The following is a 25,732-nucleotide window of genomic DNA, read 5'->3' as shown; positions in this document are numbered from 1 at the left end:
CAATTCGTTATGAATGCTGCCGACCTACGCTGTTATGCTGAGCAGAAGCTCGCCGCTCGCCCGCTAAAAAACAAAAAAACACCAATCGACGAACAGCGTCTGCTGCATGAGTTGCTGGTGCACCAGATCGAACTGGAAGCGGTCATCGAAAACTTACGCCACACCCAAGACGAGTTGGAAGCGTCGCAGGCTCGCTATTTCGATTTGTACGATTTGGCGCCGGTCGGCTATCTGACCGTCAATTCGCAAGACAGCATCCTGGAAGCCAATCTTACCGCCAGCCAATTGCTGGACGTGCCGCGCCAAACCTTACTTTCCCAAAGCCTAAGCCGTTTCATCGCCTTCAAGGATCAGGATAATTATTATTTAAGCCGTAAAGCGCTGACCGAAAGCGGGGAAGCGCAGAGCTGTGAGCTCAATTTTATAAAGCCGGACGGCGGCAATTTCTGTGTGAGACTGGAAATGAATCGGGCGCTTGCCGTGGATGGCGAGCACACTTTTCGGATTGTGATCAGCGACCTTAGCCGAGAAAAAGCAAACGACCAATATTTACGTCAGGCAGCCGCCATGTTCGAAACCGCCCGCGAAGGCGTGATGGTTACCGATGCCGACATGCGGATTTTGGTGGTTAATCGGGCTTTTAGCGAATTAACCGGCTATGCGGTGGACGAAGTGCTGGGGAAAACGCCGCAAACCCTGAAATCCGGCCGGCAGAATCAAGCCTTTTACTTGGATATGTGGGGGCAGATTAACGACAGCGGTTATTGGCAAGGCGAAATCTGGAATCGGCGCAAGGACGGCGAGATTTATCCGCAAATGCTCAGCATCAGTGCGGTACGCGACGAAAATAATCGGGTGACGCATTATGTTGGCGTGTTTTCCGATATTTCCCAGCTCAAGGATGCAGTCGCCCGCCTGGAGTTTTTGGCGCACCACGATCCCTTGACCAGTTTGCCCAACCGTTTGTTATTGTTTGCGCGTCTGGAACATTGCATAGGCTTGTCGCGCCGCGAGCGGAAAGCGGCGGCGCTGTTAATGCTGGATCTGGACCGGTTTAAAGACGTTAACGACAGTTTTGGCCATTTAGCCGGCGACGAATTGCTGCAACAAGTGGCAGCCAAATTGTCCAGTCGGCTGCGCGGCATCGATACCGTGACCCGTTTGGGCGGCGACGAGTTTGCCATCTTGCTGGAAGATTTGACGCATCCGCAAGATGCCGCGCTGGTAGCCGCCGAGATTATCGACTCGCTCAGCGAACCGTGGCGTTTGTCCAACGGTTCCGAAGTGCGGGTCGGCGTTAGCATCGGCATCAGCCTGCTGCCCGAACATGGCAGCAGCTCCGAAGAGCTTTTGCAACACGCGGACGCGGCTTTGTATCGCGCCAAAGCGGAAGGGCGCGGTAATTTTAAATACTTCTCCGAAGATCTGACCCAAGCGGCCTTGCGCCGCATCAATTTGGAGTCCTTGTTGCGGCGGGCGCTGTTGCGTCAAGAATTACAGGTTTATTATCAACCGCAGATCGAAATCAGCACCGGCCGTATCATCGGCGCGGAAGCCTTGTTACGTTGGCATAATGCCGAGGAGGGTGCGATACCGCCCAGCCAGTTCATTCCGGTAGCCGAGGAAATTGGCCTGATAACCGAGATCGGCGAGTGGGTGCTAACCGAGGTGTGCCGGCAAGGCAGGCGCTGGCTGGATGCCGGTTTGCCGCCGATCAAACTGGCGGTCAATCTGTCGCCGCATCAAATCCGCCATGGGGATATAGCGGCCAGCACGGCAGCAATACTCAGCCAAACCGGCTTTCCGCCCAAGCTGTTAGAGTTGGAATTAACCGAGAGTGCCTTGATGGAGCGCGAGACGGAGGTGGTATTGGTCCTCTGTCAGCTACAGGCCTTGGGCGTGCGTTTGGCTATCGACGATTTCGGTACCGGCTATTCGTCACTGGCTTATCTAAAGCATTTTCCGTTGGATATTCTTAAAATCGATAAAACCTTTATCGACGATATTCCGCAGTTGGAAGACGACAAAGAAATCGCCTCGGCGATTATCGGCATGGGCCATACCTTGCGTTTGCAAGTGTTGGCAGAAGGCGTTGAAACGCAGGAACAGCTGGATTTTCTGCAAGAACATGGCTGCGATTTTTATCAGGGCTATTTGAAAAGTCCGGCGTTGGCGGCGACGGAGTTTTCTGCTTTGTTGCAGAGCCAACTTTGAGGTTTGCTTGGTGGGGTCGAATTCATTCGATCTATAAGGCCGGTAGTGCGACTAAATTCGCACCTACAAGCAGCCGGCTGTTTGCCTTCTTATAACGCAATTAATTCAACGGGGGGGGGGAGAAGTCTATCCGACTCGGCTTTCACCACGTGATAGCATTCGCAAACCCGTTCTTCCAAACCCGGTCTGTCCAGCACTGTGATTCGGCCTCTGCTGTAATGGATCAATCCTGCATGTTGTAATTTGCCCGCTGCTTCGGTAACGCCTTCGCGGCGCACGCCGAGCATGTTGGCGATCAATTCCTGGGTCATGGTCAATTCGTTGGAGGGCAGCCGGTCCAGGCTTAATAACAACCAGCGGCAGAGTTGTTGATCCACCGAATGATGCCGATTGCATACGGCGGTTTGCGCCATTTGCGTGATTAAAGCCTGGGTATAACGCAACAGCAGGTGCAGCATGCCTTCGTAACGGTTGAACTCATGCATTAACAGTTGCCCGCGCAAACGGTAAGCGTGACCGGCGCTTTGCACCACCGCGCGGTTGGGCATACTGCCGCCGCCCATGAACAATGCCACGCCTATGATACCGTCCTTGCCGACCACTGCAATTTCCGCCGATGCGCCGTTCTCCATCACATACAACAAGGACACAATAGAAGTGACGGGAAAATAAACGTAGCGCAACTCGCCGCCGGACTCGTAAATCACTTCGCCAAGTGGCATGTCCACACGTTCCAGGTGCGGAAATAGCCGCTCGTATTCCGCTTCCGGTAAGGCATTTAGCAAATGGTTGTTTTTCGGGGTGTCTGGATCGGTCATCTGCTGCCTTGGTGGTTATCGGACAAAATAGGTTGGCTCCTGCCCATAGGGGCTAGTGTAAACCTTTAGTCTATTCGCAAACAAAATTCCGCTCTGTGCGGTAGGGAACAGAGCGGTTGGCGTTTTTCTGCATCGAGCACCAACCGGCTTATGTGCGGTAACGTACAGACCGGAATTGAGCAGACTATTACCCTATCTATTTGCGACTTGGGAGAAGGCGGTTTTAGCTTATACCCCAATCGGTCTTCACTTTACAGGGCCTCCATGACCATGTGTGCGACTCGCCGCAGCAACGTTCTTCAGTTGCGGCGGTTTTTTTTGACCGGCCTTACGCTATGTACGGTGCGATCCCCGGTGAAATGCCTGCCTGCTCAGTGAAATCAGAGAATAAATCATGTTAATAGAAAACTCGTCACTGTCCGGTGCGGATTTTGAACACACCGTTGCTGCCTCCGCTCCGGCAAATCCGGATGCCGCGATTGCCTTAGCCAAGTCTGGTTTGCTGGGTTTACAAAACCCGGCCGGTTATTGGGTGTTCGAGCTGGAAGCCGATTGCACCATCCCCGCCGAATACATCCTGATGATGCATTTCATGGCCGAAATTGACACCACGCTGGAAGCCAAAATTGCCAACTTCCTGCGCAGCCAGGTCGGCTCCGACGGCAGTTACCCGTTATATAAAGGCGGCCCAGGCGACCTTAGCTGCACCATCAAGACCTATTACGCCTTAAAAATGGCCGGCGATAGTATGGACGCGGCGCATATGGTCAAAGCCCGCGAATGGATATTAATGCAAGGCGGTGCGGCCAAGGCCAATGTGTTTACCCGCATCATGCTGGCGATGTTCGAACAAATCCCCTGGCGCGGCGTGCCGTTTATTCCGGTGGAAATCATGCTGTTGCCGAAGTGGTTTCCGTTTCATATCGACAAAGTCTCTTACTGGTCGCGGACTGTGATGGTGCCGCTGTCGATTTTGTGTACCTATCAGGTCAAAGCCCGCAATCCGCGCAGCATCGCTATCGCCGAATTGTTTCTGACGCCAGCCGATCAAGAAGTGCATTATTTTTCCCATGTCAAAACCCCGTTGGGTAAAGCGATTTTAGTGCTGGATCGTCTCGGCCGATTGTTGGAACCATTGCTACCCGGCTATATTCGCCGCAAGGCCACTGCCAAAGCCACGGATTGGTTCATGGCGCGTTTGAATGGCTACGACGGGCTGGGGGCAATATTTACCGCGATGGTCAATGCTTATGAAGCGATGGATTATCTGGGCATTCCGCCGGATAACGCACAGCGGCAAATCGCCCGGGCGGCCATCGATAAATTGCTGGTAGTGAAAGATGATACGGCGTACTGCCAGCCTTGCGTGTCGCCGATCTGGGATACCGGTTTGGCGGTGCTGGCTTTGCAGGAAGCCGATAGCCAAGAGCATGATCCGCAGAGTCTACAAGCCACCCAATCCGCCTTGCGCTGGCTGGCGAGCAAACAATTAAGCGACGAGCCGGGTGACTGGCGCGTGCAGCGTCCGAACTTGGCCGGCGGCGGTTGGGCTTTTCAATTCGGCAATAGCTATTATCCGGATGTCGATGATACCGCCGTGGTGGCTTACGCCATGCTGCAAGCCGATACACCGGTGTTTGCCGAGAATATCCTACGCGCCGCAAACTGGATTGCCGGCATGCAGTCGCACAATGGCGGCTATGGCGCTTTCGATGCCGACAACGATCATTATTATTTAAATCAAATTCCGTTTGCCGACCACGGCGCGCTGCTGGACCCGCCAACCGCCGATGTGAGTGCGCGTTGCATCATGCTGTTAGGTAAGCTCGACGAGCAACAGCCGCAGCATCGCGCCGTTATCGACAGATGCGTCGCGTATTTACGCGCCGAGCAGGAAGCCGACGGTTCCTGGTTCGGGCGCTGGGGCACTAACTACATCTACGGCACCTGGTCGGTGTTGCTGGGATTTGCCGCGGCCGGCATTGCAGCCGACGACACCAGCGTGCGCCGGGCCGCGATTTGGTTGAAGTCCAAACAACGCGCCGATGGCGGCTGGGGCGAGGGCAATATCGGCTATCACGACCCCAGGATTCGCGGTGAATTCGAATGCAGTACCGCATTTCATACCGCCTTGGCCGTCATGGCATTGCTGGCCGCTAAGGAATACGACTGCCCAGAGGTAGCGGACGGCGTGGACTATCTGCTGAGAAATCAACAGGCCGACGGTTTCTGGCGCGACGAGTGTTTCAACGCGCCGGGTTTTCCCAAGTTTTTTTATCTGAAGTACCACGGCTACGACAAATTTTTCCCCTTGTGGGCGCTGGCTCGTTATCGCAACGCGCGGGCAGACCGATAAAACCATTATGGCCTTTCCTCACGCAACCCGAACCACCGCATTCGTCACCGGCTTGTCGCTATCGGCACCGCTGACCTTGCTTGCCATCCTTAACACCAGCGGTGTAATTGATATTGGCATTGCCGATCCGCAAGTTGTGGCATTTTTTGTGATCTACGCGCTTCTGAGCGTGGCGGTGTTCGTACTCGATGTGCGGAGTTTTGTGCCCAAACAACTGAAAACCCGGATTCCCTTAGTCTATTTCCCTACCAACCAAGAAGGCGTCGATTTTTTGCTCACGGTATTCGGCAGAATCTTGATGTGGCTGTTAGGTGTGGTGGCCGGCGTTGGCATGCTGGTGCCGCTCTGGTATTTTCTGCAGAAGAGATAGGCTAGTAATCCGTCGCTTGGGTTCCTTTGATTCGTCATTCCCCTCTTTGAAAAAGAGGGGCAGGGGAGATTATCTAAATTAATCCCCCTCGATCCCCCTTTTTCAAAGGGGGAGGTGCCTTAACTTAACGGCATTGCCCTTGGGCTCCCGCCTTCAGCGGAGCGATAATATTAAAGGGTCGGGTGATGAAGCTGGTTCAGCAAATCCAAACCCCGGCAAATTGCCAAAAACCTGCCCCCTCTGCGGATGGAAAGGGTAGCGGTGAGGAGAGCGAGCATCACGACGTTATACGCTAACGCTGATGATAGTGACCTAAGGCTTTGCCGCGAGTTTGGCTTTGCCGGTTTTCGCGCGGGTTTTCTTGGTGGATTTAGTCTCTATCTTGACCTGTGCAGTGCCGTCTTTTTTCATATCCAGCTTGTTAGCCGCTGCGCTGGATAGGTCTATGGCTCTGTCTTCTTTGGCCGCCGGGCCCCTATCGTTGATGGTTACGTCGACTTTTTTACCGTTATCCAGATTGGTCACGGTCGCTTTGGTGCCCATCGGCAAACTCGGATGCGCGGCGGTGAGTTGTTTCTGATCGAAGGTCTCGCCGCTGGCCGTCTCCTGGCCATGAAAGCCCGGTCCGTACCACGATGCTTCACCGACTTCCTTATGCTTGGATTCGTTGGATGTGCCGGCTTGGTCAGGCGATTGCTGCTGGTTTTGCTCGCTGTTGCGATCCGAGCGACAGCCGGCACTCGCCCATAAACCTATCAATAAGGCACCGATGAATCCCGAAAGCTTGCGATGAATGATCATGGCCGTTCTCCTGCTGATTTACAGGTTAAGCATGCGCGGATTGCGGCTATCAGGTCTGTACGCTAGCGCACCTAGTTTTCTGGTTATTACGCGGTTTACGGTTTATCTATGCCTTACTCTTACTGAATCAGTTTGATAAATATCAGTAATACATACCAAGTCATGATATATACTTCTGATAGCTATTAAAAAGGGGGGGATATGCATACGACTGCGAAGTTATTTATCACTGGCCGGAGCCAAGCGCTGCGGCTTCCGAAAGAATTCCGTTTTCCGGGAGCGGAAGTATTTATTCGTCGTGATGCCGTGACGGGCGAAGTTATTCTGTCGCCCAAACCGGTATCCTGGGCGGAGTTTTTCGAGCTTGCCGACCGCACAAAGATTCCTGCCGATTTCATGGCGGATCGCGAAGACCTGCCGAGCCAAGAGCGGGATTTGTTTTGATGCGCTATATGCTGGATACCAATATGGCCAGTTATATTATCAAAAGCCATCCCCCGGAGATTCGACACAAGTTGGCGTCATTGCCGATGGACAGTATTACCATATCCGCAGTCACACAAGGCGAACTGTTATATGGCTTAGCCCGTAAGGGACATCCCGCCACCCTGGCAAAACTGATCCGGGAATTTCTTTTTCGTGTCGAGACATTGCCCTGGGACGAGCAAGTTGCCACCGTTTATGGCGATTTACGTGCTTCTTGCATGTCGGTCGGCATTACACTTGGGGCCCTCGACATGATGATCGCCGCGCATGCAATAGCGGCCAAAACCATACTTGTTACCCATGACAAAGCATTCAGCTTGGTTCCCGATGGTGTTTTGACTATCGAAGACTGGCTGACGGGCGTTTAAGTGTCGGCGCCGGTTGACGCCTGATAATCCTGGCGTTTGCCATTCTAAAATCCGGTAATCCTTCATGACGATTTGAAGACACGCACGGCTTCAGTTGCGGCCGCCTACTAATCAGGCCCAGTTTTGTGCCTAATGCGCGCTCTATGTATCCTGCCGTACATACTCAACCAACCGGCAAGCGGATAATCGGCGAGTAATATGAAGCCGCCTGATTAAACAACGAAGGAGGAAACGGGATATGAGCGCCCATGAATTGCGAGCACAAGCGCGCCGATCCGCGCAAACCCGACGTTTAAGCGATAGACGGCAGGTTGCTTATCCGTTTGGTTCGCCGGAGTGGCTGGAACATATCAAAAATGCCTATCTGGCTTGGCCGAAAGTCGACCGGCGCGATCATATTCGCCGGGTGGACGATAGGCGCATTGCCGATAGACGCCACGCTCAGGCGTCGGAACAGCAGCGCGCCGGACAAAAGTATTCCCGGGTCGTGTTAACCAGCGAAGAACGAAAACTAATTCAAAGCTTATATGTGCCTGACACCCAATAGCAGGCTTTTAGGATAGCCCTGTCTCAGTAACAGACACCAGCAGCACCGGAGCCTCGCCCAATTCCCGGCATTGGCAATCCAGATGCGCGCTAAACAGCGTTCCATCCGGGCGGACCAGCGTTAACTCTAGTGCCAGTCTCTCGGTGTGGATTAAATCCATCATATTGCGGAACTGAATATGCCAACGGTCGAAGTGTTCGGCAGATACAAACTTTGAGAACCGCAGTGGCGATGAAGAATCGTGCGTGATGCCCAATAAAGCCGCACCCGTCAGGTTAATTTCAGCGATGTATTCGGAGGCATCGATAACGAGATAGCCGGCCGGGGCAAAGTCGTACAGATCCCGGTAGCGGTCTCTCGCCTCGGCCAAGGCGGCATGCGTTCTTTGCAACTCGTCGTTTTGCATCTCCAGTTCTATCTTGTGCACCAGCAATTCATGCAACAGCATTTCCGCCGGTTTAGTCATCATTTCCTCGGGCGATATGCTGGCCACCATGGCTTCGGCTTTCTCCCTCAGCGACTTACGCCGTTCGATTCCATCCCATTTTTGGTTCATGCCTTGCGTTCTCCAGGTCGAATGTTCGACGAATTGTGTGGGTAATTATTTGAAAAGGTTGGATCCGGTTTGCATCGGCCTTACTTGCCGATGCACCGGTCGGGTTTGGCCTATGTACGCTAACGAACTGTGTTTCATCGCACAAAGGCGTTTAATCGCTTGCAACGCTTTCCCAACCCGCGACCTTATTAATCCTATCACCCGCTCAGGCCTGGGACATGAATATTTCAAAGGGCGAATCGCTAGCCAGCCGCAACGGCCTAGCCTGGAAAGCCGGTTAGCGATGCTATTCGATGTTTAACTCACAGGATAAAAATCATGAAAAAAATTACATACCCCGACTCGTCTAGGACGATCCACGGCATCGGTTTAGTCGCGGCGCTGTTTGCCGCTGGTTGCGCGAGCCTACCGGCGCCGACCGAGCAAATGGCGGTGTCCAAGGCGGCAGTGAACAGTGCCAGCAGCGCTGGCGGCAACGAATTTGCCCCGGTCGCTTTGCGATCAGCCATGGAAAAAATGGACGCCGCCGAACGGGCGATGGCACGCGAAGATTATCTAATAGCCAGACAGCAAGCCGAACAAGCCCAGGTGGATGCCCAACTGGCGGCCTCCACCGCACGTGCCGCCAAGGCGCAAAAGGCCGCTAAAGAACTGCAGGAAGGCAATCGCGTGTTACGCGAAGAACTTAATCGCGTCACGCAATAATTAAAATGGAGTCTACTATGCAAACCTATCGCTATTTATCGTTAACCCTAATTGCTGCCGCGGTCGCCGCCGGCTGTAGCGCCGTACCCAATGCATCGTTGATCGATGCTCACAACAGTTACAACAACGCCCGTATCAATTCCGAGGTCAGCACGCTGGCGGAACTGGAGATGAAACAGGCAGGAGATACGCTGAAAAAAGCCGATGACGCTTATGCCAAGGACGACGAGGATGAAGGCGTTACCCATCTGGCCTATATTGCTAACCAGCAAGTCGCTATCGCGCAGGTAACCGCCAAACGCAAAACCGCGGAAAAGGCGGTCAATAGCGCCGAAGCCAAGCGCAACGAGGTGCGTCTCGATGCCAGAACCGCGGAAGCGGATGCTGCCAAACGCCAAGCGGCGGCGAGTCAACTGACCGTGGACCGGCAAGCAACCGAATTGGTCATCGCCGGCATTAATAGCGAGCGCGACGAAGCCTTGATCGCGCAGCAGGAAATCTTGATCAACCAACTGAATGCGAAGAAAACCGCACGCGGTTTGGTAATTACCTTGGGTGACGTGTTGTTCCGCACTAATAAAGCCCAGTTACAAGCCGGCGGTCTGCGCAACGTCGACAAAATTGGCGATTTCCTGAAGGAATATCCCGACTACAAAGTATTGGTGGAAGGCTATACCGACAGCCGGGGCAGCGATGAGCATAATCTGGAACTCTCCGACCGCCGCGCCTATGCCGTGCGCACCGCTTTGGTGGATGCCGGTGTAAACACTGACCGTGTTAGAACTCGCGGTTACGGCGAGGAATATCCGGTTGCCGGTAACGATACCGCATCCAGCCGGCAGTTGAATCGCCGAGTGGAAATTATCATGTCGGACGAGAAGGGCAATATTGCCGCGCGTTAGTGCTATTCAGACAATTTGTCATTACCTGATACAGCTTGATCTCGCTGGGCTCCCGCTGTCGCGGGAGCGACGATATGCTTACGCAGGCATTCCGTTCGGGCTGAGCGCTTAGTCCGCGGTCGGGACAAGCTTGTACGGCACCCGGATTTCCCAGACCACGGAGCAAGGACCATGAAACTAATCCACTATGCACTGATTTTGCCTTGGCTTATCTACAGCTTTTCCGCTAGTGCGGATTCATCGCCACTGCGTATTCAAACCCAAGGCGATGTGGCTTTTGTCAGCGGCGGGATAGGCGGCGATGAACGGGATGCGCTGCAAGCGGTGCGCTCCGATTACAACCTGAGCTTGCAATTTTCCATGCAAGTTACTGGCGAGTATCTCAGCGACGTGGCCGTTAGAATTAGCGGCGCAAGTAATCAGACCGTGCTGGAGACGGTAGCCGATGGCCCGATATTGTTTGCCAAACTCAAACCCGGCCGGTATCGAATTAGCGTCGAGCATGCCGGACAAGAGATTCGTAAAACCGTAACGATAGACCACAAACACCGGTCGCCGCTGTCGTTTACTTGGCCTAATAACTAGAGTCGTCAGCTAAGCGTGATTCCTACAAGAGCCCGCGATACATTCAGCCGCAGAGTGTGCGCGACGGCGAGTATTGCCAGGCCTTTAATATCGTCGCTCCTTTTGCAGGGATGACGGCCACAGGGAATATAAGGGCCGGGTCAATTGGCCAGCGCTAGCAGAATGTTTGAACCACACACTCATCGTGGACTGTACCCGTTCCTGCTAAGATTAATTCAGTTTCGCAGCACCTGCGAAGCAATCGAATCTACCCGCTGCGATATTAAAATGTCCCAAATAGACGGAGGAATCCATGAAATGGCTAAATAACACCGAGCGTTACGGCACGCTGTCAATGGCGCTGCACTGGATAATCGTATTGTTGTTTGTCGCGATATACGCCAGCATCGAACTACGCGAGCTGTTTCCCAAGGGCAGCGATCCGCGCGAGGCCATGAAAGCCTGGCATTTTATGCTGGGTCTAAGCCTATTGGTATTGATCGGGCCGCGTCTGTTGTTTATGTTTCAGGGGCGGTTTCCGGCTATCCAACCCGAACCGCCGCGCTGGCAAAAACTGCTGGGCCGCTCCATGCATCTGACCCTGTACGCGCTGATGATAGTCATGCCATTGTCTGGATGGCTGTTGCTCAGTGCGGAAGCCAAGCCGATTCCGTTTTTCGGTTTGCAACTGCCGGCTCTGATCGGCGAAAGCAAGAGCTTTGCCGAATTGATAGAGGGTTTTCACGAAACCGTCGGTACATTGGGTTATTTTCTGATTGGCTTGCATAGCGCCGCCGCGCTATATCATCACTATATGCTACGCGATAACACCCTGCGACGGATGCTGCCGAAGTGCTGCACTACCAGCACGGACGTGCCCGAATAACCGAGCCTGCCAGATCGAATAAGGTTGTTGCCTAAACTCCGGCATTCGAGTTATTTGCGACAACATTCCAGTACCGCGCCGGATTGACCGAGCTGTTTGCGGCATCGCTTGAGCTCTAAGCTCGGCGGTCGGAATTATTTACTTCATCGCTCAAGCTTTGAGCTTGGCTGTCTGAGTTATCTGCTGGATGGCTCGCGCGCCGAGCTCGGCTTTCCGTGCTGTTTGCTACAACGTTCTCACTGCAAGACCGGCCGTCGCAGCTATTTTCTCCATCGTTCAAGCTCCGAGCCCGGATGGCCGAGAAAAAAGCTCGATGGTTTAGATGGCGAACGAAATACTTGGCGTTTAGAACCTGACGATCCAACCTCCTGGCCCGGCAACACTTATAGAAAACGAGATTACTATGCGCCTTGATAAACTTATCCTTGAAAATCTTGAAGGTATCTTGCATGAATGGGAAGAATTCGCCGCAAAATACCTTTCTGACGCAGACGGCATGAATAAGCGTGAATTGGGTGATCACCTCAGGCTGATGCTGCTGACGATTGCCTCTGATCTCGCTCGTCCTCAGTCCGCGAAGGATCAAAAGCAAAAGGCGAAGGGTCAACAAATCTCTGATGGTTCGGTTACCGCAGCCACCACGCATGGATCGGAACGTTTAGCGGCAGGTTTCAGTCTGAATTCCACAGTGGCCGAATTCCGTGCCCTGCGTGCCAGTGTGACCAGACTGTGGATAAAGCAGGATTTCAAGCAGCTTAATGCCGAAACAGACTTGGGCGATCTGATCCGCTTCAATGAAGCCATCGATCAGGCGATCACCGAGTCAGTGGTCGGTTACTCGACAGAAAAAGAATACGACTCCCGCATGTTCGAGACGATTCTGGCGTGTGGCCCCGATCTGATTTTCAGCTTTAACCTTGAAGGCAGGTTTGTGTACGCGAACAAACAATTGAAGGATTTATTCGGCCTGACGATGGAGGAAATGTTAGGAAAAAATTGCTACGATCTGCACGTGCCGATTGCGGCAGAGCTACAAGGACAAGTGGAGCAGGTCATTCGTTCTAAAGGGTCTGTTAGCCGGGAAGCGCCCTATACAGCCATCTCCGGAAAAATCGTCTGGCATGACTATGTATTTACACCGGTGTTCAATAAAGAAGGTGAGCTGGAGTCAGTGGTCTGTATAGGGCACGACGTCACCGAACGTAGAGCGTCGGAACATAATAACTGGACTAAGGCCAACTACGATGATTTAACCGGATTGCCCAATCGCAGCTTTTTCACCCATCGGCTGGAAGAATCTGTCAAACATTCCCACCGTTTTGGTTCGCCGATTGCACTGCTGTTTATCGACTTGGATTATTTCAAGGAAATCAATGATCAGTTCGGCCATGAGGCTGGCGACAGTTTGCTAAAGCAAACGGCGGAACGCATTCACGCCTGTGTTAGGGAAAGCGATACCGCCGCACGCTTAGGGGGTGATGAATTTATCGTTATCTTGAAAAACTTACAAAATCCGGAGCACGTTGAAATAGTTGCCGAAAAAATTCGGCAGCGGCTGGCCGAACCCTTCGATCTTGGCAACCATACCATTCAAATCTCGGCTAGCATTGGCGTGGCGCTTTCCCCGCAGGATACGACCTTTGCCAACGAATTGGTTAATCATGCGGATTCGGCAATGTATGCCTCGAAAAATAAGGGTCGTAATCAGGTCAATTTTTTCTCACCCGAGCAGACGCATTGAATGGGCTAATGGCACATAGCTTTTGCAAGACCTGCCCAGCTTTGTCCTCAGGCGCTCTTTTTATTGACATCCCTTTGCCTACAGCGTTGGAAGCGTCGCAGTGGGGATAGCATCGGTATTCGTGATCACGCGGCGTTGCGGTAGGTAATCTAGCAGCAGATCCGTTTCCTTCTTGACCACGCTGTAGCACTCGCAACTCAGCGTTTCAAGTTTCGGCCGGTCGAGCACCTTGATCAACCCGCGCGAATAAGAAATCACACCCAGCTGCTGCAAATTTAACGCGGCCTGGGTGACGCTTTCGCGGCGAACGCCCAGCATATTGCTGATGAAATCCTGTGTCATGGTTAAGTGGTTGTGAGACAGGCGATCCATGGAAAGCAGGAGCCAGCGGCAGAGCTGCTGGTCGATAGAATGTTGCCGGTTGCACACCGCAGTCTGCGAGATTTGCGTGATCAAGGCTTGCGTGTAACGCAGCATCAGCATCAACAACTGACCGTGGCGGTTGAATTCCTGTTTCACCTGTAGCCTGGGGAGCCGATAAGCAAAACCGGCACTCTGTACCATCGACCGGCTCGGCGTGCTTTCGCCGCCCAGAAACAAGGTGATGCCCAGCAAGCCCTCATTGCCCACCACGGAGATCGCGGTCGATGCGCCGTTTTCCATCATATATTGCAGCGACACTATCGAGTCCGTGGGAAAGTAGACGTGGCGCATGGGCCGCCTGGATTCATACAGCAGCGCGCGCAACGGCAAGGGCACCAGTTCCAGATAAGGGAACAAACGGCTTTGCACGTCCGGCGACAAGGCCGCGAGAAGATGATTGTGTTGCGGCTCAGGTTTGGCGGGCATTTCGACGCTTTTGAAACTGAAAAGTTAACAGGCTGTTGAAATTCGATACAGGACCTTAATCAGTATACCTAATCATAACTGCGCCAACTACTGATCATTCAACTGCAAATATTTGCATTGTATTATTTGGCTGTCTGCGCAGTTTTGTGTCTCGCCATCGAAAATATCAACAAGGACTGCTATCGGTTACCCACACTCAGCTGCTTGCGTGCGGTTTTTGTTCCGCAGGCCGGCATTGCGAATAGGCCAATGCAGTTCATTTACCAAAGCCTATTGGCAGGCAGATGACTATGCGACCAGGCTCGCGCAATCGATTACAAAGCGGTACTTTACATCGCCCTTAAGCATGCGCTCATAGGCAGCGTTGATCTCGTCAATTCGGATCATTTCAATATCCGCGACGATGCCGAGTTCGGCGCAGAAATCCAGCATCTCTTGGGTTTCGGGGATGCCACCGATCAGTGAGCCGGCTAGGCAGCGGCGTTTCAGGATCAAGTTGAACACCTGCGGTGAAGGATGTGGGGTGGCCGGCGCGCCGATTAAGGTCATCGTACCGTCGCGCTTGAGCAGGACCAGGAACGCATCCAGATCATGCGGTGCGGCGACAGTGTTCAGAATAAAGTCAAAGCTTTTGGCATGTGCGGCCATTTCATCGGCATTGCGGGAGACAACAACCTCATCCGCACCCAAGGCTTTAGCCTCTTCGCGCTTGGATTCGGATGTGGTGAACGCGACCACATGCGCGCCCATCGCATGCGCCAGCTTGATGCCCATATGGCCCAATCCGCCGATGCCGACCACGCCGACTTTCTTACCGGGCCCTGCCTGCCAATGCCGCAGCGGTGAGTAGGTGGTGATGCCCGCGCAAAGCAAAGGTGCGACAGTAGCCAGTTGCGTCTCTGGGTGGCCAATGCGCAACACAAAGCGTTCGTGCACCACAATCTGCTGCGAATAGCCGCCTAAAGTGTAGCCGGGTGCATCTTCAGTCAGACCGTTGTAGGTGCCAACCATCTCGTCGCAGTAGTTCTCAAGGCCTTCGTCGCAATCATCGCAATGCTGGCAACTATCGACCATGCAGCCGACGCCTACCAGATCGCCAATCTCGTATTTTGAGACGTGTGCGCCTAGTGCGGACACGCGACCGACAATTTCGTGCCCCGGCACACAAGGGTAAAGCGTTCCCGCCCACTCGGATCGTACCTGGTGGACATCCGAGTGACAGACGCCGCAGAAAGCTATGTCGATTTGAACGTCGTGTGCGGTCGGCGCGCGCCGGTTGATGGCGATGGGTTCAAGTGGCTGGTCACCTGCTTGGGCGCCATAGGCTTTGATGGTCATGGTGAGTACTCCTTCGTGGATAGAATTGGAAAAATGACTCGTACACCACACAGGCCAAGCACCTGAGTCAGGCCGGGCGGTTGCAGGTCGGCGCGAGCGACGTAAGCGCAGCGCAAAAGGTGCGCTATACGGGATGGCTATCTTTATCGTGACGGTTGGCTGAGTCCGTTGCGGATGGTTGGCTTGGAGGGTAGAAGGTTTTAACGAGCCGGACCTTTTTCCTTGAAGCCTTCGCGTCGGGTTGTCAACTACCACTAACTTCCATTATGCGTTGAAACCTTTTCGACTGTCCGTTCGCTATCCAACACAGGTATGTCAGTGCACAGAAGGTGACAACTATTCTGCGACACGGGCTTCTAGTGTTCAGATTATTCCTGCAAAGCCACTGAGTTTAATTAGAAGTGCGGTTCGAAACAGGTGTGTGCGATAGCGTACAGACCCTGCCAGCTCATCGGGTTAAGCTCTGATCTCCACTATTCGCGGAGGTTTATCATGAATCTGGCAATCGAACCCTTATTGGCGCTGGTGATCGGCATCCTGATTTTAGTCGTGCCCCGGTTCCTGAATTATTTCGTGGCGGTCTATCTGATCGTCGTGGGGGTATTGGGACTGATACACCGGTAACCGGCGTGTTAAACCCAAGCCGATTTGTACCGTTCACGTTAACGTCCACACTTCTGAAGGAGCACTACCATGTCACTTAGCACACTAATACTCATCGTCCTAATTCTGATGCTGCTCGGCGTCATCCCGGTTTGGAATCACAGCCGCTCCTGGGGTTATGGACCCAGCGGCGGCTTAGGTTTGGTGCTGGTCATCATATTGATTCTACTGGTACTCGGCAAAATCTAGTTACACCTCTCAAAAGACACGTTGGGTTCGATTAGCCTCGGCCCAACCGGTCTTTCCGCCGGCAGCCTCCCAGCGAGGACCCAATCAACGTCGTCAACAGGCGATTGTCGACCACATTCATCAGAACGGAGCATTCACCCATGGCCAAGCGGCGAGAACAACGGCGGCATGTTAGAAGCGAGCATCCGGGCGGCGAGGAAGCGCCGATTCGTTTTGAGTTATTCAATACCGAGCGCCTGGAGCAGCATGCGGTCAGTCTGGCAAAAGCCCAAAAAATCACCACGCTGAAGAAAGGCCACAAACTGATTCCTCGGGTCCGCGAGAATGCCTTGGTCTTGCTGGAAGCTTATAAAGCCGTCGCTAAGGCGGTGCGCGAGCAGCATGCCATCACGCCTGCGGCGGAATGGCTGCTGGATAATTTTCATGTCATCGAAGAGCAAGTCAGCGATATTCACGTCGATTTGCCGGAAAGTTATTCGCGAGAACTACCCAAGCTAGCCGAAGGGGTATTAGCCGGCTATCCGCGCGTTTACGGCATTGCCTGGGCTTTGGTGGCGCACACCGACAGCCGTTTTGCGCCGGATTTGCTGAATCTGTTTGTCAAAGCTTATCAAAGTGTCGAGCCGCTAACCCTGGGCGAACTATGGGCTATCCCCATTACGCTGCGGGTGTTGCTGGTCGAAAATCTGCGCCGTTTGGCGGTTAGCATCATGCGTTCGCAAAACGGCCGGCGCTTGGCGGATGAGTTTGTCGATCATGTCGAGCAAATCGTTGCGCGCAGTGATAGTCCGGACCCGGCTATTCCGGCAGGCGTGTTGCCGGCCGAACCCTTGCGCCAAGCCTATGCCGTGCAGATTTTGCAGCGCTCGCACGATCCGCATCCGGCGATAGCCCTGTCTTTGAAATTCCTCAGCGATTGGCTCGGCGAGCAAGGCCTCAGTCTGGACGACATCGTGCACCGGGAGCACGCGGCGCAAATCGCCGACAATATGACGGTGCGTAATATCATCACCAGCATGCGCGCCATCTCCGCTTTCGATTGGCCGCAGTTTGTCGAGGACGTCAGCCTGGTTGACGACTGTTTGCGCGTGCATGAAGGCTACGCGGCCATGGACTTTCTGACGCGCGACCGTTACCGGCATGCCATAGAAGAACTAGCCAAGCGCTCGCCGGTATCGGAAGTCGAGGTTGCGCAATTGGCCATCGCCGAGGTGCAAATCGCCATAGATCAAGACAGCAGCGACGAACGGCAAATGGAGCCGGGATACTATTTGATCGGTGCCGGCCGTTATGCGTTTGAAACCAAAATGCACTATCGGCCCACCTTCAAACAACGGTTACTGCGCACGTACGTCAGTCATGCCGGACTGGCTTATGTCGGCAGTTTGGGATTAATGACCCTGGGTTTACTGGCTTTGCCCTTGAGCATATCCAGTGCCGCCGGACTGAACGGCTTTCAATTGGCGTTGCTGGGCCTGGTATTAATATTTCCGGCATCGGATATCGCCGTTGGTTTGATGAATCATTTCATTGTGGCCGGCTTGCCGCCCAATCATTTGCCGCGTCTGGAATTGAAAGACGGCGTACCGGAAGCATTAAGTACCTTTGTGGTAGTGCCGACGATGTTTGTCAGCGAAGCCGGGGTAAGGCAGCAAGTCGAACAAATGGAAATCCGCTATCTGGCCAACCCTGACGGTGCGGTGCGCTTTGCGCTGCTGTCGGATTGGGCGGATGCGGAACATGAAACTCAGGCCAATGACGACAAACTGTTGAGTGTGGCGATTGGGGCGATCAACGCCTTGAATGCCAAGTACGGCCAGCAACGCTTTTTTGTATTTCACCGTAAACGCTTGTGGAACGCCAGCGAAAGCAAATGGATGGGTTGGGAACGCAAGCGCGGCAAGTTGCAGGAATTCAATCGGCTGTTGCGCGGCGCTACCGACACCTCGTTTTTGCCGATAGCCGGCCAGCCGGCAGTTGCGCCGTCCGGCATATGCTATGTGGTTACCTTGGATGCCGACACCAAATTACCTATGGGTGTGGTGGCACAATTGGTCGGGGTGGCGGCACATCCGCTAAATAAGCCGGTGTTCGATGCCGAGAGCCAGACCATAGTGGACGGTTACGGCATCTTGCAGCCCCGAGTCACACCGACCTTGCCGCAACGCCAGGAACGCTCGATGTTCCATCAAATTTTTGCCGGGGCCTCCGGCACCGACGCTTACTCCAGCTCGGTATCGGAACTGTATCAGGACCTGTTTGGCTTGGGCACCTATAGCGGCAAGGGCTTGTATCACGTCGATAGTTTTGAAGCCGCACTGGCCGGGCGGGTACCGGACAATACTCAGCTCAGTCACGATTTATTCGAAAGCGTTTATGTGCGCTGCGGCTTGGTCAGCGATATCGAGTTTTTTGAAGAATACCCATCGCATACCGAAGTCGCTGCCTCACGCGAACACCGCTGGACACGCGGCGACTGGCAGCTGATACCCTGGATTTTCGGTAAACGCGGCAAGGGCATGCCGATGATAGGCCGTTGGAAGATGCTGGATAACCTGCGCCGCTCGCTGTCGGCACCGGCGGCATTTTCCGGCTTGGTGGTGACTTGGGCCATCCCGCATGCGCCGCTCTTAACCCTGATCGGTTTTGTGCTGACGGCTTTGGCGTTTCCGGCGGTTTTAGCGGTTACCGCCGGTTTTACCGCGCCCCGGCGCGGCATTTCCTTGGCGACGCATCTGCGCGGAGCCCTGGAGAACGTGGCTTGGGCGCTGTGCAACAGCCTGGTGGCGCTGACGCTGCTGGCCCAACAAGCCTGGTTGATGACCGATGCCATCGTTACCACCTTGGTGAGGCTGTTCATCACTCGCCGCAAACTGTTGAAATGGGTGACAGCCTTGCAGGCCAAGTCAGGGGCAGGGTATGCGTTGAAGAATTTGATCCGCCCGCTCAGCCATTCGTCCTCGGTGGTGTTTGGTGCCGGCGCGTTGGTGGTGCTGTTCAATCCGGACTCGATAGTCGCGGCCGCGCCGTTTTTGTTGCTGTGGTGGTTGGCGCCGGTAGTAGCGCGGGCCTTGAGTCTGCCGCCTAAAATCGATGTTGCCGAAGCGCTGTTGCCGGCCGATAGCGCACAATTGCGTCTGTATGGCCGGCGCATCTGGCGGTTTTTTACCACCTTTGTCACGCCGGAAGAACACTATCTGCCGCCGGATAATTTTCAGGAAGATCCGCAAGCGGTTATCGCCCATCGCAGTTCGCCGACCAATTTCGGTCTGTATTTGTTGTCGGTGGTGTCCGCCCGTGATTTCGGCTGGCTAGGTTTGACCGACACCGTCGAGCGTCTGGAAGCCACCCTGGCAACCCTGACCGACTTACCTAAACTACACGGACATTTTTATAACTGGTACGACACCCGCAATTTGCAGATGTTGGAACCGCGCTATGTGTCCACCGTCGATAGCGGCAATCTGGCCGGTCATTTGCTGACACTGGCGCAAGCCTGCCGGGAAATTGCAAACAAGCCGCTGGATTTAAACAATGCGTTGACAGGACTGGCCGATACCCATCGTTTATTGCTGAACGCCTTGGCCACTATCAGCGACGACCGGCGCACGCTGACGGTTACCTTGCGGGAGCTTAGGCAAAAAACCGCGATGCTAAGCGAACTGTTGGCAAGGCGCCCGGCCGATGTGGCGGAGTGGAGTGTGCTCTGGCAGCAGTTGACGGTTTGCGCCAATGCCTTGCTCGATCTGGCTAATGCCCATGCCGTCGAACGCGGCGATAGCCAGGATAACGAAGTGCTGGCTTGGGCTGGGTTTTTATGCGACGACATCCGTTCGCATGCCCGCGACGTGGCTACCTTGATTCCCTGGATTCATTTCCCCGATCAATACCCCTCGCTATGTTCGCAGAATGCCGAGCAAAATCACCCATTCGGTCTGGAGACGCCGCTATGCAAACTGCCCAATCATTATGCGCTTTGGGCGGACCACGAAGACTATGCGCAACCGGAAGCCGCGACATCTGCGCAAAAGGCCTTGATTGTGCTGTTACGCCGGGCTGGCGACCAAGCCAAAGCTTTGCATCAACGTGTTGAATTCATGGCCGAGCACCTGGAAGGCTTGTTCCGGGACATGGATTTTCGGTTTTTGTACGATACCAGTCGGCATATGTTTGCCATCGGTTACCGGGTGGCAGAAGGGGCCATTGATCCCAGTTATTACGACTTGCTGGCCTCCGAAGCCAGACTGTCCAGCATTATCGCCATCGCCAAACGCGACGTGCCCAGCAGCCATTGGTTCCATTTGGGCCGGCGGGTGACGCGTGTCGCGCATGGCACGGTTTTACTGTCCTGGTCCGGATCGATGTTCGAATACCTGATGCCGTCGCTGGTGACTTTTACGCCGCGCTATAGTCTGCTGGATCAGACCTGCCGCTTGGTAGTGAAACGGCAGATCGCCTACGGCAAGGAACGCGGCATACCTTGGGGGGTGTCCGAATCCGCGTTCAACGGCCGGGATTTGTATTTTACCTATCAATATTCCGCCTTTGGCGTACCCGGTTTGGGCATGAAGCGCGGCTTGGGTGAAGAGCTGGTGATAGCGCCCTACGCCACGGCCTTGGCGGCTATGTATCTGCCGCATGCCGCGGTGGAAAACTTCGCGCGACTGGAACGGGAAGGTGCGCTGGGGCGTTATGGTTTTTATGAGGCGCTGGATTTCACACCCGTCCGCCTGGCGGAAGGGCAGCGCGTGGCCATGGTGCGTTGCTATATGGCGCATCATCAAGGCATGTCGCTGGTGGCGTTTGCCAATGTGGTGCACGACGGGTCGATGCGGCATCGCTTCCACCGTGCCGCGCTGATTCAGTCGGCGGACTTATTGTTACAAGAACGTATCCCGCACGGCGCCGATACCAGTGTGCTGCCATTGTTGCAGGAACTATCCGACGTGAAGGAAACGGTGCAACCGCCGGTGCGCCGCGTGCCGTCGCCGATGTCGTCCGTGCCGTCCACGCTGCTGCTGTCCAATGGGGTTTATGCGGTGATGATTACCGCTGCCGGATCGGGTTATAGCCTTTGGCGGAATCTGGCGGTAACGCGTTGGCGCGAAGATACCACCCGCGATGCCTGGGGTAGTTATCTCTATCTGCGCGATGTCGATAGTGGTCAGGTCTGGTCGGCCGGCTATCAGCCGACTACGGCTAACCCCGAACACTATGAAGTCGTATTTGTGGAAGATAGAGCGCGAATTACCCGCACCGACGGCGCGATAGTCACTACCTTGGAAATCGTGGTATCGCCGGAAGACGATGCGGAAATCCGCCGGCTAAGTTTGACCAATAACAGCATGCACGAGCGGGAAATCGAAGTAACGTCTTATACGGAAATCGTGTTGACGACGATGCAGGCCGATATTGCCCATCCGGCATTTTCCAATTTATTTGTGCAGACCGAATACTTGCCGCAGACCAGAGCATTACTCGCGCATCGCCGGCAACGTTCCGCCGAAGACCCGCAATTGTGGGCCGCGCATGTGCTGGCGGATCGGCAAACCGGCGATGGTTTGCAATACGAAACCGACCGGGCCCGTTTCATCGGCCGCGGCCAAACTCTGCGCGAACCGTTGGCGGTCATGGACGGCCGGCCGTTAAGTAATACCGTCGGCTCGGTGCTCGATCCGATATTCAGTTTGCGCGCCCGCATTAAAATCGCAGCCGGCGCCACCGAACACTTGACCTTTACCACCCTGGTCGCCGCGTCACGGCAAGCCGCTGCGGATTTGTCCGACAAGTATCACAACCTGATGGCATGGGAAAGGGTATCGGCCTTGGCCTGGACCCATGCTCATGTGCAACTGCACCATTTGCATACCAAACCCGATGAGGCGCAGTTATTCCAGATGCTGGCCAATCGTTTGCTTTATGCCGATCCGTCATTACGGCCGGCCGGTAAGTTCCTGCAATTGAATGCGCTGAATGTAACCAGTTTGTGGCGCTACGGTATTTCCGGCGATAGACCTATTTTATTACTGCGGGTCGCCGAACCGGAAGATCGCGGCATTGTCGAGCAATTGCTGCGCGCGCATGAGTATTGGCGGATTAAAGGTCTTGCCGTAGACCTGTTGATTCTGAATGAAAAAGAAGTCTCGTACATCGAGGACTTGCAGAATTTACTGGAAACCTTGGTGCGGGAAAATCAGGCGCGTTCGGCGTCGTCAGAACACGGCCAGCAAGGCACTATTTTCGTGCTACAGGCCAGCTTGCTCTCTCAGGAAGAACGGCGCTTGTTGCAAGCATCTGCAAGAGCCATGTTGGTTGGCAATCGCGGTACCTTGGCCGAACAATTATTGCGGCATCCGCGCCCGGCCATGCCTTATATCGCTAAAACTCCCTTGTTGTTGCCGGCAAGCGAAACAACGGCCTTGGCCGTGCCGCCGCTGGAGTTTTTCAACGGTTTGGGCGGCTTTGCCAAAGACGGCCGCGAATATGTGATCGTGCTGGATAAAGGCCAGAGCACGCCGGCGCCGTGGATTAACGTTATCGCCAATCCGGAGTTCGGCTTTACGGTGTCCGAATTGGGCAGTGGCTGTACCTGGTGCGGCAATAGCCGCGAAAACCAATTAACGCCGTGGTCTAACGATCCGGTCAGCGATGCGCCGGGCGAAGTGTTTTATATTCGCGACGACGAAACATCGGAATTGTGGACCCCAACCGCGCTGCCGATCCGGGTAGACAATGCCAGCTACTTGATTCGGCACGGCCAGGGCTATAGCCGCTTCGAGCATGTTTCGCATGGTATTCACAGCGAATTATTGCAATTCGTCAGCCCGGACGATCCGATCAAAATCTCCTCATTGACCTTGACCAATGTCTCCGGCCGCCGCCGGCGTTTGAGCGTAACGGCCTATTTGGAATGGGTGCTCGGTGCCTCGCGCAGCATCACCGCACCGCATATTGTCACGGAATTGGATGCGGAAACCGGGGCCATGCTGGCCTACAACCCTTGGGATCAGGAATTTGGGACACGCGTTGCCTTTGCCGATTTGGGTGGACGGCAGACTGGCTGGACGGCCAATCGCGCGGAGTTTCTTGGCCGTAACGGCAGTTTGGACGCGCCAGCCGGCTTGTTGAACCGTAAACCGTTAAAAAACCGGGTCGGTGCCGGCATGGACCCGTGCGCGGCTTTGCAAACCGGCATAGAGTTAGCCCCCGACGAAAAGATCGAGATTGTATTTTTACTGGGGCAGGGCCAGGACAAGCTACATGCTGCCGAATTGATTCGCAAGCATCGCACGATTGACGTGGCCACGGCATTTGCCGAGGTCACGCAGTCTTGGCAGACGATACTGGGTAAGGTGCAAGTCAAAACCCCGGACCGCGAGCTGGATGTGCTGTTGAATAGCTGGCTGTTGTACCAAACCTTGAGCTGCCGAATGTGGGCGAGGGCGGCCTTCTATCAAGTAGGCGGCGCGTTTGGTTTTCGCGATCAATTGCAGGACAGCATGGCCTTGGTGGTGACCAGGCCCGATTTGACGCGGGAACATATTCTGCGCGCCGCCGCCCGGCAGTTCGAACCGGGCGACGTGCAACATTGGTGGCATCCGCCCACCGGTCGCGGCGTGCGCACCCGGTTTTCCGACGATCGGGTCTGGCTGCCGTTTGTGGTCGCGCACTATCTAAAAGTCAGCGGCGATAACGCGGTACTGGAGGAATTATTACCGTTTCTGGAAGGACCGGAGTTAGCCGCAGAGCAGGACGATGCGTATTTTCATCCTACTGAAACCGTGCGAGAAGCCAGTCTGTTTGAACATTGCGCGCGGACGCTGGATTTAAGTCTGGCCACCGGCGCGCACGGCTTACCTTTGATCGGCAGCGGCGACTGGAACGACGGTATGAACCGGGTCGGCAATCGGGGGCAGGGCGAGAGCATCTGGCTGGCCTGGTTCCTGATCAAGACCTTGTCTGATTTTGCCGACATCGCCGAAACGCGCGGCGACAACGAGCGGGCTGAGCGTTGGCTTGAGCATGCCGGACAACTGCGCATCGCCGTCGAAGCGGAAGGCTGGGACGGTGCCTGGTACCGTCGGGCCTATTTCGATGACGGTTCGCCCTTGGGCTCGGCGACAAACGCCGAATGTCGTATCGATTCCATTGCGCAAAGCTGGGGCATCATCTCCGGCGCTGCCGACTCGGAACGGGCAAGGCGGGCGATGGAATCAGTACGCGAATATCTGGTGCGCTACGGCGACGATTTGCTGTTGTTGTTCACGCCGCCGTTCGACAAGACCGATCGCGATCCCGGTTATATCAAAAGCTATCCGCCCGGCATTCGCGAGAACGGCGGGCAATATACCCACGCGGCGATCTGGTCGGTGATTGCCTATGCCATGCTCGGCGAAGGCGATCAGGCTGGCGAATTGCTGCGCATGCTGAATCCGATCAAGCGCACTACCAGCCGCACCGGGGTTTATGCCTATAAGGTAGAACCTTATGTCTTGGCGGCGGATATTTATTCCGAAGCACCGCACGCCCGCCGTGGCGGCTGGACTTGGTACACCGGTGCTTCGGGTTGGTTTTATCGAGCCGGGCTGGAATCCGTTCTGGGTTTACAGGTGCGCGGCGAGCGTTTGCTGTTCGAACCTTGCATACCCAGAGCTTGGCAGAATTACAGCATGAATTATCGGCACGGCTCCAGTGTTTATCAAATCCAAGTTGATAACCCGAATCGCGCGATGCGAGGGATTGCCAGCCTAGCGCTGGATGGCGTAAAGCAAGTGCCTGGCGACGGCATCAGCTTGCTGGACGACGGAAAACAGCATGAAGTGCTGGTGTTGCTGGGTAGTTAAGCCGTTTCAGCGTGCGCCGCCATACCGACTGCGCCCGGCAATTAACCCTATTGCGTGCGCTGAGCGCTGAAAAACCGGGGCCGGGGGCGTGGGTCTGAGCTACTCCAGCCGGTCTTTAAATAACGCCTATTCCACTAACCAGTCATTCTCAAAGTGGAATGCCAGACTAAATCTCAACCAAGGACACACATGAAAAGTATCCCTAAGCAACTGATCGGTATAGGTGCCGTTATGCTGTTGAGCATTGCCGCCATCGAGGTGTATGCGGCGGAAAGCCATATAGGGCTGGCACTTGAGCATGCGCAAACCGCGGCCAAGGCCGGTGATGTAAACACCATCGTGAATCACGCCGATGCGGCCAAGAGTCATATTAAGGTCGTTGACGGGCACTTGAAAGCCGGTGTCATCAGCCTGGATGCGGCAGCCGCACACGCCAAACACGGCCATACCGATTTAGCAAAAAAATCAGCGGAAGAAGCCGTTTTGCATTTGAATGCGGCGCAATAATGCTAACGGTATACGAACAAACGGCGGGT

The 25,732-nt window shown here is 54.7% G+C and carries 20 protein-coding genes; 15 read left to right on the top strand and 5 right to left on the bottom strand.

What is annotated here, in order from left to right; genetic code table 11:
- Positions 1-9: 9 nt before the first annotated feature.
- Positions 10-2,214: an EAL domain-containing protein gene (locus tag A1332_RS13465; protein ID WP_064009008.1), complete on the top strand. Its 2,205-nt coding sequence runs from the start codon at positions 10-12 to the stop codon at positions 2,212-2,214.
- 89 nt (positions 2,215-2,303) lie between these two features.
- On the opposite strand, the gene A1332_RS13460 is transcribed toward A1332_RS13465, so the two are convergent.
- Complete coding sequence (locus A1332_RS13460; RefSeq protein ID WP_064009007.1) at positions 2,304-3,032, bottom strand: Crp/Fnr family transcriptional regulator; 729 nt, start codon at positions 3,030-3,032, stop codon at positions 2,304-2,306.
- Positions 3,033-3,426: 394 nt separating this feature from the next.
- Here A1332_RS13460 and shc point away from each other — a divergent pair, with 394 nt between their 5' ends.
- The gene (gene shc, locus A1332_RS13455) at positions 3,427-5,388 is read left to right on the top strand and encodes a squalene--hopene cyclase (RefSeq protein WP_064009006.1); all 1,962 of its coding nucleotides are present in this window, start codon (positions 3,427-3,429) and stop codon (positions 5,386-5,388) included.
- Between the two features lie 7 nt (positions 5,389-5,395).
- Positions 5,396-5,758, top strand: coding sequence for a hypothetical protein (locus tag A1332_RS13450; RefSeq protein ID WP_064009005.1), 363 nt, complete (start codon positions 5,396-5,398; stop codon positions 5,756-5,758).
- Positions 5,759-6,070: 312 nt separating this feature from the next.
- Here the strand turns inward: A1332_RS13450 and A1332_RS13445 are convergent, their stop codons facing one another.
- A complete protein-coding gene (locus tag A1332_RS13445) occupies positions 6,071-6,559 on the bottom strand; it encodes a septal ring lytic transglycosylase RlpA family protein (RefSeq protein ID WP_064009004.1) in 489 nt (162 codons plus the stop codon).
- Positions 6,560-6,760: 201 nt separating this feature from the next.
- Here A1332_RS13445 and A1332_RS13440 point away from each other — a divergent pair, with 201 nt between their 5' ends.
- The 3 genes from A1332_RS13440 to A1332_RS13430 all read left to right on the top strand — a co-directional run bounded on the left by A1332_RS13440 (position 6,761) and on the right by A1332_RS13430 (position 7,960).
- Positions 6,761-7,003, top strand: a complete 243-nt coding sequence (locus tag A1332_RS13440) for an antitoxin (protein ID WP_064009003.1) — start codon at positions 6,761-6,763, stop codon at positions 7,001-7,003.
- A complete protein-coding gene (locus A1332_RS13435; RefSeq protein ID WP_197491460.1) occupies positions 7,003-7,413 on the top strand; it encodes a type II toxin-antitoxin system VapC family toxin in 411 nt (136 codons plus the stop codon). The genes A1332_RS13440 and A1332_RS13435 overlap by 1 nt, the downstream gene beginning before the upstream one ends.
- 238 nt (positions 7,414-7,651) lie before the next feature.
- Positions 7,652-7,960, top strand: a complete 309-nt coding sequence (locus A1332_RS13430; RefSeq protein ID WP_064009002.1) for a hypothetical protein — start codon at positions 7,652-7,654, stop codon at positions 7,958-7,960.
- A 7-nt stretch (positions 7,961-7,967) separates the two neighbouring features.
- Here the strand turns inward: A1332_RS13430 and A1332_RS13425 are convergent, their stop codons facing one another.
- Positions 7,968-8,516 carry a PAS domain-containing protein gene (locus A1332_RS13425; protein ID WP_064009001.1) on the bottom strand — a complete coding sequence of 183 codons (549 nt, stop codon included), beginning with the start codon at positions 8,514-8,516 and terminating at the stop codon, positions 7,968-7,970.
- Positions 8,517-8,834: 318 nt separating this feature from the next.
- Between A1332_RS13425 and A1332_RS13420 the strand changes: the two genes are divergently transcribed.
- From A1332_RS13420 to A1332_RS13400, 5 genes are all read left to right on the top strand, one after another.
- Positions 8,835-9,221, top strand: a complete 387-nt coding sequence (locus tag A1332_RS13420) for a DUF4398 domain-containing protein (RefSeq protein WP_064009000.1) — start codon at positions 8,835-8,837, stop codon at positions 9,219-9,221.
- A 17-nt stretch (positions 9,222-9,238) separates the two neighbouring features.
- Positions 9,239-10,123, top strand: a complete 885-nt coding sequence (locus A1332_RS13415) for an OmpA family protein (protein WP_064008999.1) — start codon at positions 9,239-9,241, stop codon at positions 10,121-10,123.
- A 171-nt stretch (positions 10,124-10,294) separates the two neighbouring features.
- Positions 10,295-10,708: a carboxypeptidase-like regulatory domain-containing protein gene (locus A1332_RS13410; protein WP_064008998.1), complete on the top strand. Its 414-nt coding sequence runs from the start codon at positions 10,295-10,297 to the stop codon at positions 10,706-10,708.
- A gap of 292 nt (positions 10,709-11,000) precedes the next feature.
- On the top strand, positions 11,001-11,573 hold the full coding sequence (locus A1332_RS13405; RefSeq protein ID WP_064008997.1) for a cytochrome b: 573 nt from the start codon (positions 11,001-11,003) through the stop codon (positions 11,571-11,573).
- 403 nt (positions 11,574-11,976) lie between these two features.
- Positions 11,977-13,314, top strand: a complete 1,338-nt coding sequence (locus A1332_RS13400; protein WP_064008996.1) for a sensor domain-containing diguanylate cyclase — start codon at positions 11,977-11,979, stop codon at positions 13,312-13,314.
- Positions 13,315-13,392: 78 nt separating this feature from the next.
- Here A1332_RS13400 and A1332_RS13395 read toward each other — a convergent pair whose 3' ends face one another.
- Complete coding sequence (locus tag A1332_RS13395) at positions 13,393-14,163, bottom strand: Crp/Fnr family transcriptional regulator (RefSeq protein WP_064008995.1); 771 nt, start codon at positions 14,161-14,163, stop codon at positions 13,393-13,395.
- 288 nt (positions 14,164-14,451) lie between these two features.
- Positions 14,452-15,501, bottom strand: a complete 1,050-nt coding sequence (locus A1332_RS13390; RefSeq protein ID WP_064008994.1) for an NAD(P)-dependent alcohol dehydrogenase — start codon at positions 15,499-15,501, stop codon at positions 14,452-14,454.
- A gap of 492 nt (positions 15,502-15,993) precedes the next feature.
- On the opposite strand from A1332_RS13390, the gene A1332_RS24820 reads away from it, so the two are divergent.
- The 4 genes from A1332_RS24820 to smbP all read left to right on the top strand — a co-directional run bounded on the left by A1332_RS24820 (position 15,994) and on the right by smbP (position 25,703).
- Positions 15,994-16,125: a DUF3096 domain-containing protein gene (locus tag A1332_RS24820; protein WP_020482748.1), complete on the top strand. Its 132-nt coding sequence runs from the start codon at positions 15,994-15,996 to the stop codon at positions 16,123-16,125.
- Positions 16,126-16,194: 69 nt separating this feature from the next.
- On the top strand, positions 16,195-16,353 hold the full coding sequence (locus A1332_RS24505; protein WP_064489109.1) for a DUF3309 family protein: 159 nt from the start codon (positions 16,195-16,197) through the stop codon (positions 16,351-16,353).
- 140 nt (positions 16,354-16,493) lie between these two features.
- Positions 16,494-25,196, top strand: coding sequence for a GH36-type glycosyl hydrolase domain-containing protein (locus A1332_RS13385; RefSeq protein WP_064008993.1), 8,703 nt, complete (start codon positions 16,494-16,496; stop codon positions 25,194-25,196).
- Between the two features lie 189 nt (positions 25,197-25,385).
- Positions 25,386-25,703: a small metal-binding protein SmbP gene (smbP, locus tag A1332_RS13380; RefSeq protein WP_064008992.1), complete on the top strand. Its 318-nt coding sequence runs from the start codon at positions 25,386-25,388 to the stop codon at positions 25,701-25,703.
- The last annotated feature ends 29 nt before the right edge of the window (positions 25,704-25,732 follow it).

Source organism: Methylomonas methanica (genome assembly GCF_001644035.1).
GTDB lineage: Bacteria > Pseudomonadota > Gammaproteobacteria > Methylococcales > Methylomonadaceae > Methylomonas > Methylomonas methanica_A.
Note: the sequence above shows the minus strand (reverse complement) of the source record. Positions and strands in the feature narration are given on the sequence as shown.